Origin of the sequence: Chitinophaga sp. (assembly GCF_036569125.1) — a bacterium.
In the GTDB taxonomy this organism is placed as follows: Bacteria; Bacteroidota; Bacteroidia; order Chitinophagales; family Chitinophagaceae; genus Chitinophaga.
On the sequence record NZ_DATCRF010000093.1, the window covers coordinates 1 to 8,449 of the forward strand.

At 49.4% G+C, this 8,449-nt stretch carries 8 protein-coding genes; all 8 read left to right on the forward strand.

Features of this window, described 5'->3' with window-relative positions:
• Positions 1 to 407: 2'-5' RNA ligase family protein (locus VIM87_RS03285; protein ID WP_331995585.1), on the forward strand; the 407-nt coding region annotated here is incomplete at its 5' end.
• 161 nt (positions 408 to 568) lie between these two features.
• Positions 569 to 2,824, forward strand: coding sequence for a RelA/SpoT family protein (locus VIM87_RS03290; protein WP_331995586.1), 2,256 nt, complete (start codon positions 569 to 571; stop codon positions 2,822 to 2,824).
• 211 nt (positions 2,825 to 3,035) lie between these two features.
• On the forward strand, positions 3,036 to 4,313 hold the full coding sequence (locus tag VIM87_RS03295) for an adenylosuccinate synthase (protein WP_331995587.1): 1,278 nt from the start codon (positions 3,036 to 3,038) through the stop codon (positions 4,311 to 4,313).
• Positions 4,314 to 4,407: 94 nt separating this feature from the next.
• Complete coding sequence (locus tag VIM87_RS03300) at positions 4,408 to 4,860, forward strand: hypothetical protein (RefSeq protein WP_331995588.1); 453 nt, start codon at positions 4,408 to 4,410, stop codon at positions 4,858 to 4,860.
• A gap of 111 nt (positions 4,861 to 4,971) precedes the next feature.
• Positions 4,972 to 6,189 carry an anthranilate synthase component I family protein gene (locus VIM87_RS03305; RefSeq protein ID WP_331995589.1) on the forward strand — a complete coding sequence of 406 codons (1,218 nt, stop codon included), beginning with the start codon at positions 4,972 to 4,974 and terminating at the stop codon, positions 6,187 to 6,189.
• Between the two features lie 204 nt (positions 6,190 to 6,393).
• Positions 6,394 to 6,993: an RNA polymerase sigma-70 factor gene (locus tag VIM87_RS03310; RefSeq protein WP_331995590.1), complete on the forward strand. Its 600-nt coding sequence runs from the start codon at positions 6,394 to 6,396 to the stop codon at positions 6,991 to 6,993.
• Between the two features lie 56 nt (positions 6,994 to 7,049).
• Positions 7,050 to 8,006, forward strand: coding sequence for a FecR family protein (locus VIM87_RS03315; protein ID WP_331995591.1), 957 nt, complete (start codon positions 7,050 to 7,052; stop codon positions 8,004 to 8,006).
• A 43-nt stretch (positions 8,007 to 8,049) separates the two neighbouring features.
• On the forward strand, positions 8,050 to 8,449 hold a 400-nt coding region (locus VIM87_RS03320; RefSeq protein WP_331995592.1), incomplete at its 3' end, for a hypothetical protein.

Sequence of the window (8,449 nt, forward strand, 5' to 3'; positions counted from 1 at the left end):
ATCCCTTCCTGGAAAAAACATTGACCGCCGGCCTGGCCGAATTTGCCGCCAGCGCCCATCCCTTTGAAGTTACCTTAAATGGTTTTGGAACCTCTTTGTTCAAAGCGCAGCGCATCCTGTACATAAAAGTAGCGCAGGAGCCGGCTATTATGAACATCCATAAAGAGCTGGTAACTTTCCTGCGCCGGGAGTATGGCTTTAGCAGAATGCTGGCCCGCGATGTGTTTAAACCGCATGTTACCGTAGCCTTTAACGACCTTACAGAACCCCAGCTGGAAGCGGCCTGGCCGGAATACGAGCACCGCCCCTTTAACATCTCCTTTAAGGTCAATAACCTTTATTTTATGCGCCATAACGGCTCCTCCTGGGAAGTACTGCAGAAGTGCAGGCTGGGACAGCCCCTGTAATTACAATTAATAATGAATAATTAAGAATTAATAATAATGGTCACCGGCATTCCAGCGTAAAGCCAGCCTCCATCATTATTAATTATTCATTCTTAATTATTAATTAAAGCTGCCGCAGGCGGCGGGTAATCGTATTGCATAAAATCGTAACTTTAGTGCAGATGGAAACAGTGGCAGTTCAAAAATATAATTTAGACGAGGAACAGGAGAAAAAGGAGATCGTCCGCCATTACCGCGCATTATTGAGGGCTTTGAAACCCCGGTTGAAGAAAGGCGACCGGGAGCTGGTGCGCACCGCCTTTGAAATGGCGGCAGATGCACACAAGGACATGCGGCGTAAATCCGGGGAACCCTACATCCTGCACCCGCTGGCAGTAGCCCAGATATGCGTGGAAGAAATAGGTCTGGGCGTACGTTCGGCTATATGCGCATTATTACATGATACCGTAGAAGATACTGAAGTAACCCTGGAAGATGTGGAACGCGAGTTCGGCAGCGAGATCGCTCATATTGTGGACGGGCTCACCAAGATCTCTACCGTTATAGATTCCAGCACCAGCACCGCACAGGCAGAAAATTTCAAGAAGATCCTGCTTACCCTGGCCGATGATCCCCGCGTGATCCTGATCAAGCTGGCCGACCGTATGCATAACATGCGTACCCTCGACAGCATGAGCCGGGAAAAACAGCTGAAAATAGCATCTGAGACCGTATTCATTTATGCCCCCCTGGCCCACCGCCTTGGCTTGTATAACATCAAGTCGGAGATGGAGGACCTGGCCATGAAATATACGGAACAGCAAACCTACCGCGACATTGCCAAAAAGCTGAAGGAAACCAAGCGGGAACGCACCCGGTATATCAACGAGTTTATTAAGCCTATCAAGGAAGTGCTGCAGGAAGAGGGGTTTGACTTTGAGATCTATGGCCGCCCCAAATCCATTCACTCCATTTACAATAAGATCAAAACAAAAGGCGTAGCCTTTGAAGAGGTATATGACCTGTTTGCCATCCGCATAATCATGAACTCCGCCCTGGAAAAGGAAAAGGCGGATTGCTGGAAGGTATATTCCATTATCACAGACTTTTACCACCCCAGCCCGGAACGTACCCGCGACTGGCTTAGCAACCCCAAATCCAATGGATATGAGGCGCTGCACGTAACGGTAATGGGCCCCCAGGGTAAATGGGTGGAGGTGCAGATCCGCTCCAAACGCATGAACGATTATGCGGAAAAAGGCCTGGCAGCGCACTGGCGTTATAAAGAAGGCAACCAGAGCCCCGCCAGCCAGGAATCTAAATTTGATCAGTGGTTTACCCAGATCCGGGAAATACTTAACAACCCGGATTCCAATACACTGGACTTCCTGGCCGATTTTAAGAGCAACCTGTTCACAGAAGAAATTTATGTATACACGCCCAAGGGGGATCTGAAGATCTTACCCGTAGGCTCCACCTCCCTGGACTTTGCCTATGCCATACACAGCGCCATTGGCAATAAGTGTATAGGCGCCAAGGTGAACTACAAGCTGGTGCCCCTGAGCCATAAGCTGCGCAGCGGGGACCAGGTGGAGATCATTACCTCCAACAAGCAAAAACCATCCGAAGACTGGCTGAACTTTGTGCTCACCGCCAAAGCCAAGTCCAAGATCAAAGATGCGCTGAAGGAGGAAAAACGGCAGATAGCCATGGACGGTAAAGCCCAGCTGGAACGTAAGCTGGACCACCAGAAAATATCCGCCAGCCAGCATAACATCAATGAGCTGGTGCAGTTCTATAAACAGCCTTCCCCGCTGGACCTGTATTATCAGATCGCCATCAGGAACATTGATCTGAAGGAGCTGAAACAATTCACGGTACTGGGAGATAAGCTGGAACCGCCCAAGCAGGTAAAACAGCCGGAGCACCAGCACCAGCCGGAAGAGCACCTGAAACATCAGGCGCCTTCCAAGAAAGATGCAGAGCTGATCATCTTCGGGGAAAGTTCTGACAAGATCGCCTATAAGCTGGCCAACTGCTGCCGCCCTATACCCGGCGATGATGTATTTGGCTTTATAACCGCCAGCGAAGGATTGAAGATCCACCGTACCAACTGCCCCAATGCCGCCCAATTGCTGGCCAACTACGGCCACCGTGTGGTAAAGACCAAGTGGGTGAAGAACCGTGAAATATCCTTCCTGACCGGCGTACGGATCATTGGGATGGATGATGTGGGTGTGATCCATAAGATCACCAACATTATATCCGGTGAGCTGAAAGTGAATATTTCCGCCCTTACCATTGAATCACGGGAAGGCTTGTTTGAAGGGCTGATCAAAGTATACGTACACGATAAAGAGGAGCTGGACGAGCTGGTAGACCGCCTGAAACGCCTCGATGGCATTCAGTCTGTGAACCGGTTAGAAGAGGAGCAGTAGTAGTCCATGGTCCATAGTCGATGGTCCATGGCCTTTATCACGCAGGCAGGTAGTCCGTGGTATTTATAGAATATTGCTACAGGCACAATTGCCTTGCGGCATATGCCATGGACCATCGACTATGGACCATGGACCCAAACAACCAGAAAATTCTCCAAATCTTCATATTTCGCCTTAATTTTGCCACTTCTTTTCTAAACTTACACAAATTATGGTAGATGTTTTGTTAGGCCTGCAATGGGGAGATGAAGGCAAGGGGAAGATTGTGGACTATTTTGCAGGTAAATATGACGTGATAGCCCGCTTCCAGGGTGGGCCAAACGCTGGTCATACTTTATATATCAATGATCAGAAGGTGGTGTTGCACACCATCCCTTCCGGGGTGTTCCACAAAAACACCGTGAACCTCATTGGTAATGGCGTAGTGCTGGACCCCGTAACCTTCCGCATGGAATGTGAAAAGGTAACCGCATTAGGCGTAAACCTGCAGGAGAACTTATTTATTGCAGAAAGAACGCACCTCATAGTACCCACGCACCGGGCGTTGGATAAAGCATCTGAAATAGCCAAAGGCAGTGAAAAGATCGGTTCTACGCTGAAAGGCATAGGCCCGGCTTACATGGATAAAACCGGCCGTAACGGTTTGCGTGTAGGCGATGTGATGTTGCCTGACTTTAAAGAGAAGTACGAAAAGCTGAAGCAGAAGCACCTGCACCTGCTGGCCGGATACGATACCCAGGAAGATATCAGCCAGGACATCATCAACTGGGAAAAAGACTTTTTTGCCGCAGTTGAGCTGCTGAAGAAAATGAATATTGTAAACGGAGAATATTTCCTGAATGAGAAGCTGAAAGCCGGTAAGAAAGTGCTGGCAGAAGGCGCGCAGGGCAGCATGCTGGATGTGGATTTTGGAACTTACCCGTTCGTAACATCCTCCAACACCATTTCTGCAGGCGTATGTACCGGTTTAGGCATAGCGCCCAAATGGATCCAGGAAGTAATAGGCGTTACCAAGGCCTATTGCACCCGTGTAGGCGGCGGTCCGTTCCCAACGGAGCTGCATGACGCCACCGGAGAAAAGCTGCGTGAAATAGGCCGCGAATTTGGCGCTACCACCGGCCGCCCCCGCCGCTGCGGATGGATAGACCTGGTAGCCCTGGATTATACCTGCATGTTAAGCGGGGTAACCCAGCTGGTAATGACCAAAAGCGATGTGCTGGATGCATTTGATGAAGTGTACGCTTGTACCGCTTATGAAGTAAATGGTACTAAAACAAGGGAAATGCCGTTTCAGTTAACCAGCCTGGATGTGAAGCCGGTATGGGAAAAGTATGCTGGCTGGAGTGATGAAGCAGCAGCCAACAGTAAGTTTTACAGCGAGTTACCGGCGGAAATGAAAGCATTTGTTAAGGAAGTGGAAGCTTACCTGAAGGTACCTGTGAAATACGTTTCCAACGGGCCTGGACGGGATCAGATACTGGAACAATAAAACCTAAAAAATTACAAAAAAAAGAGAAGAAAAAAAATTTGGCGAATAAAAAAAACTGTTAAAACTTTACGCTAAAGAAATAAGTGAACCTATTATGAAATCGAAATCTGATAACGAAAAAGAGAACAAGAAACCTACTTCGCCCAAGCCAACCAAAGGGACCCCTAAGGCTGCCGCCAAACCTAAGAAAGAAGTAGATGACGAGGACGAAGAAGATGATGAAGAGGAAACTCCGAAGAAGTCTGCTGCTGCAAAAAAATCAGATAAGCCGGCTTCTAAGAAAAGTAAAGATGATGACGACGACGATATAGATGACGATGATGACGCAGCCGATGACGATGATGATGCATGGGAAAAAGGAGAACAGGATGAAGACTATGATCCTGACTTCGAAGAGTTTGATATGCCTAAGCCTAAAGCACGCCGTGGCCGCCCGGGTAAGAAAACCGGCGACGATGACGATGATCTGGGTTTTGATGATGAGTTCAAAGACATGGACCTGTTTAACGACAGGGGCGGCTTTGATGATGACGATGACGATTTCTAAGCGTTAAAACAAACCATTATCAGGATATTTCACGATTTTCCAGTAGTCGATCATAAAGTTTTTAAACGGCAAATGTTGAATTGGTCTAACCGGTTCAACATTTGTTGTTTTTTGGACAACAATGATTACCCCTCACCGTATAACCGCTATGAAGCGCTGCTGGCAACTGAAGCATTAGAATACATTGCGCTGCCCGCCGGTAACGCGTTAGCCGCGTTGCAGCAATTCCATGATACCTGCCAGGACTGGCTGTTTGGTCACTTAGCCTATGACCTGAAGCAGGAAACCTCCGGTACTACTACTCCGTATAGCGCTGCCCGTGATAACGGCATTGCTTTTCCAGACCTGTATTTTTTCAGGCCACGGGTAGTAATGTTGTTACAAACACAGCAGGTGCAGATAGGAGGGGAGGATTTTACGGAGCAGCAGGCCCGCGAAATTTATAACGCCTGCCTGCAAATGCCTGCATATCTAGCGCCACAACGGAGTACGATAGCTGCCCCGCAGCCCCAAAGCAGCCTGCACCGGGCTGCGTACCTGGAAACGGTAAAAGCCCTGCAGGATCACATACACCGCGGGGATTGTTATGAAGTGAATTTTTGCCGGGATAATTTTATACCGGACATCAGCGTACATCCCTTAACGTTGTTTGACCAGCTGAACCGTTTATCGCCCGCTCCCTTTGCCGCTTATTACCGGGTAAAGGATCAGTACCTGCTCTGCTCCAGCCCCGAACGCTTCTTACAGCAGCAGGGTAACAGCATTATTTCCCAGCCCATTAAAGGCACTACCCGCCGTTTGGAGAATGCAGCTTTGGATGAGCAGGCCCGCAGCGCCTTATTCCAAAGCCCCAAGGAACGCGCGGAAAATGTAATGGTAGTAGACCTGGTGCGCAATGATCTGGCGCATACCGCTGTACAGGGCAGCGTGCAGGTGGAGGAGCTGTTTGGCATTTACTCTTTTGCGCATGTACACCACATGATCTCCACGGTAAAGGCTATACGCGAAAATAACATGCCTTTTACTACCGTGTTGCAGCATGCTTTCCCAATGGGCTCTATGACGGGCGCCCCCAAATTAAAGGTCATGCAGCTCATTGACCAGTATGAGCCTGTCCGCCGTGGCTTATTTTCCGGCAGCGTAGGTTACATTACCCCTACCGGTGACCTGGATCTGAATGTAGTGATCCGCAGTATCCTCTACAATGCAGCTACCGGCCACCTTTCTTTTCCTACCGGCTCAGCCATTACCTTTTACAGTGATCCTGAAAAAGAGTGGGAGGAATGTTTACTGAAGGCGGAGGCAATGGTGAAGGTGTTGAAAGCATAAAGCATAAAGCGTAAAGCCAAAAGCAAAAAGCCCCGATGCCGGATGCTCCACTACCTATGTTCGTACAAATTGCTTTCGTGATATATTTCCGGCTTTAACCTTTCTGCTTTCCGCTTTCTGCTTTTTTACCTAAATTTAATACTACCTTAATACTACGGTAAAGGTCATTTCCGATCTTTAGCGCTTGTAATCGATACGCTGCATATGCAGGAATATGTACCACAAATAAGGGAAGGAAATGCCGCCGCTTTCAGAGATCTGTTTTACGCAGTAAAGGATCCGCTGTTCGGCTATGCCTGTAAGCTGTGCCGGTCTCCGGAGCTGGCAGAAGAAGTAGTGCAGGAGGTATTCATGAAGCTGTGGATCAACCGCCAGCAGCTGAAAGAAGAGCTTTCCATCAAATCTTACCTTTATACAGCCACCAAACACACCGTATTTAACCTGCTGAAAAAAGCCGCCCTGGACGAAAACCTGCGCCAGGCCATCTTTTACCGCGAACCTGCCTCGCTCAATACTACAGAAGAAGCCATTTCCCTGGCAGAGCTGCAGCGCTGGAACAACCAGGTGCTGGAACAGCTGCCGCCCCAGAGAAGGCTGATCTATTCCATGAGCCGCATTGACGGCCTTTCCCACGAAGAAATTGCCAGTAAGCTGGGTTTATCCAAGAACACGGTAAAAGACCAGATCACAAAGGCCAGCCGTTTCCTGCGCACACAATTCCATACGCATTACGACCAGCACGACATGATCGTGCCCCTGCTCATTATCACCAGCTGCCAGGTAATGCTGCATGCAGGCGTCTGAAAAAAAAATTTCAACCAGGATCGTCCCTTTTAACCGCCGGATTGTATTAATACAAAATGGATATCAGAGAACTGTTCATAAAACATGCACAAGGCGCCTGTACAGCGGAGGAAAAAGCCCTGCTGGTAGCCTGGCTGCAGGAAAATGAGGATGCCGCAGCGCTGCCTGATCCGGAGGAGCTGATGGAGGTAACCACCCTGCCGGTGCTGGAAGCAGCAGCTGCAGAGCGCATTCTTGGAAACATTCTCGAAACGCCGCCTGTAGTGCCTGTACGCCGGAACTACCGGCCGCTGATGATCCGTTGGGTGGCCGCTGCCGCAGTGGTATTGGGCCTGGTAGCCACCACATTATGGTGGAACCGCCCGCAGGCACAATGGGTAAGCGTGCGCACGCCCTATGCACAAATGCGCACTATTACCCTGCCGGATGGCAGCACCATTCACCTGAATGCTAACTCGCAGCTGAAATATGACAGTAATATGCAGCGCAGCACGGCGCGGGAGGTATGGCTGCAGGGCGAAGCTTTTTTTGAAATAGCCCCTGCCGCCGCGCAGTTCACGGTACATGCAGGCCAGGGTTTACAGGTAGCCGTATTAGGCACCCGGTTTAATATAACACATAATGATAGTACCATACAGGTAGTGCTGAACAGCGGGCGGGTAAGCGTAAAGGCGGCCAACAATACGCCTGTGTTGCTGATGCCCGGCGAAATGGCCGTATACCATGGGGGCGCGCAAACCTTGCAGAAACAGGCAGCAGACACCCTGGTGCTCACCGGCTGGAAGGATCATGTACTTACCTTTCACCAAACCAGCCTGCAGGACATTGCAGGGTTAATACAACGTCACTTTGGCGTGCAGGTGGTATTTACTGCACCGGAGCTCAGCAGGCTCCAATTCACAGGTACAGCGCCAGCAGGCAACCTGGAGCTGCTTTTATCTATTCTTGAAAGATCGCTTGATATCAGGGTCAATAAAACAAACGGGCAAGTAGTGATCCGGCCGGCTCACTGATCTATTTGCCTGCAAACATTCTTCATCGGAAAAAAATATGGTTATGCACAAAACGCTACTTATAAAAAGAGTAGTAACAGGCATTATTATTTTGCATGCATTGGGTTGTTGTCTGAATACCGCCTACGCACGGCAAAATATGATGGCAAAGGCCGGCAAAGGGGACATCCGGCTTTTGCACCCGCTGGAAGCAGTGTTACTGCAGCTGGAAAACACGCACAAAGTAAAATTTAACTACAACAGCAATCTCCTGTACGGCAAAACCGTAAGCGACGCCATTTACCGTAAAGTAACGCAGGAAGAGCTGCAAACCGCCCTGCCACAGCTGCTGCACCCTTTAGGGCTAACCAGTGAGCTGGTGTACGGTAACTATTACGCCATACATAGCATAGCCGGTGAGCAAAAAGCCGAACAGCAGGTAACAGTAAGCGGCAACATTACAG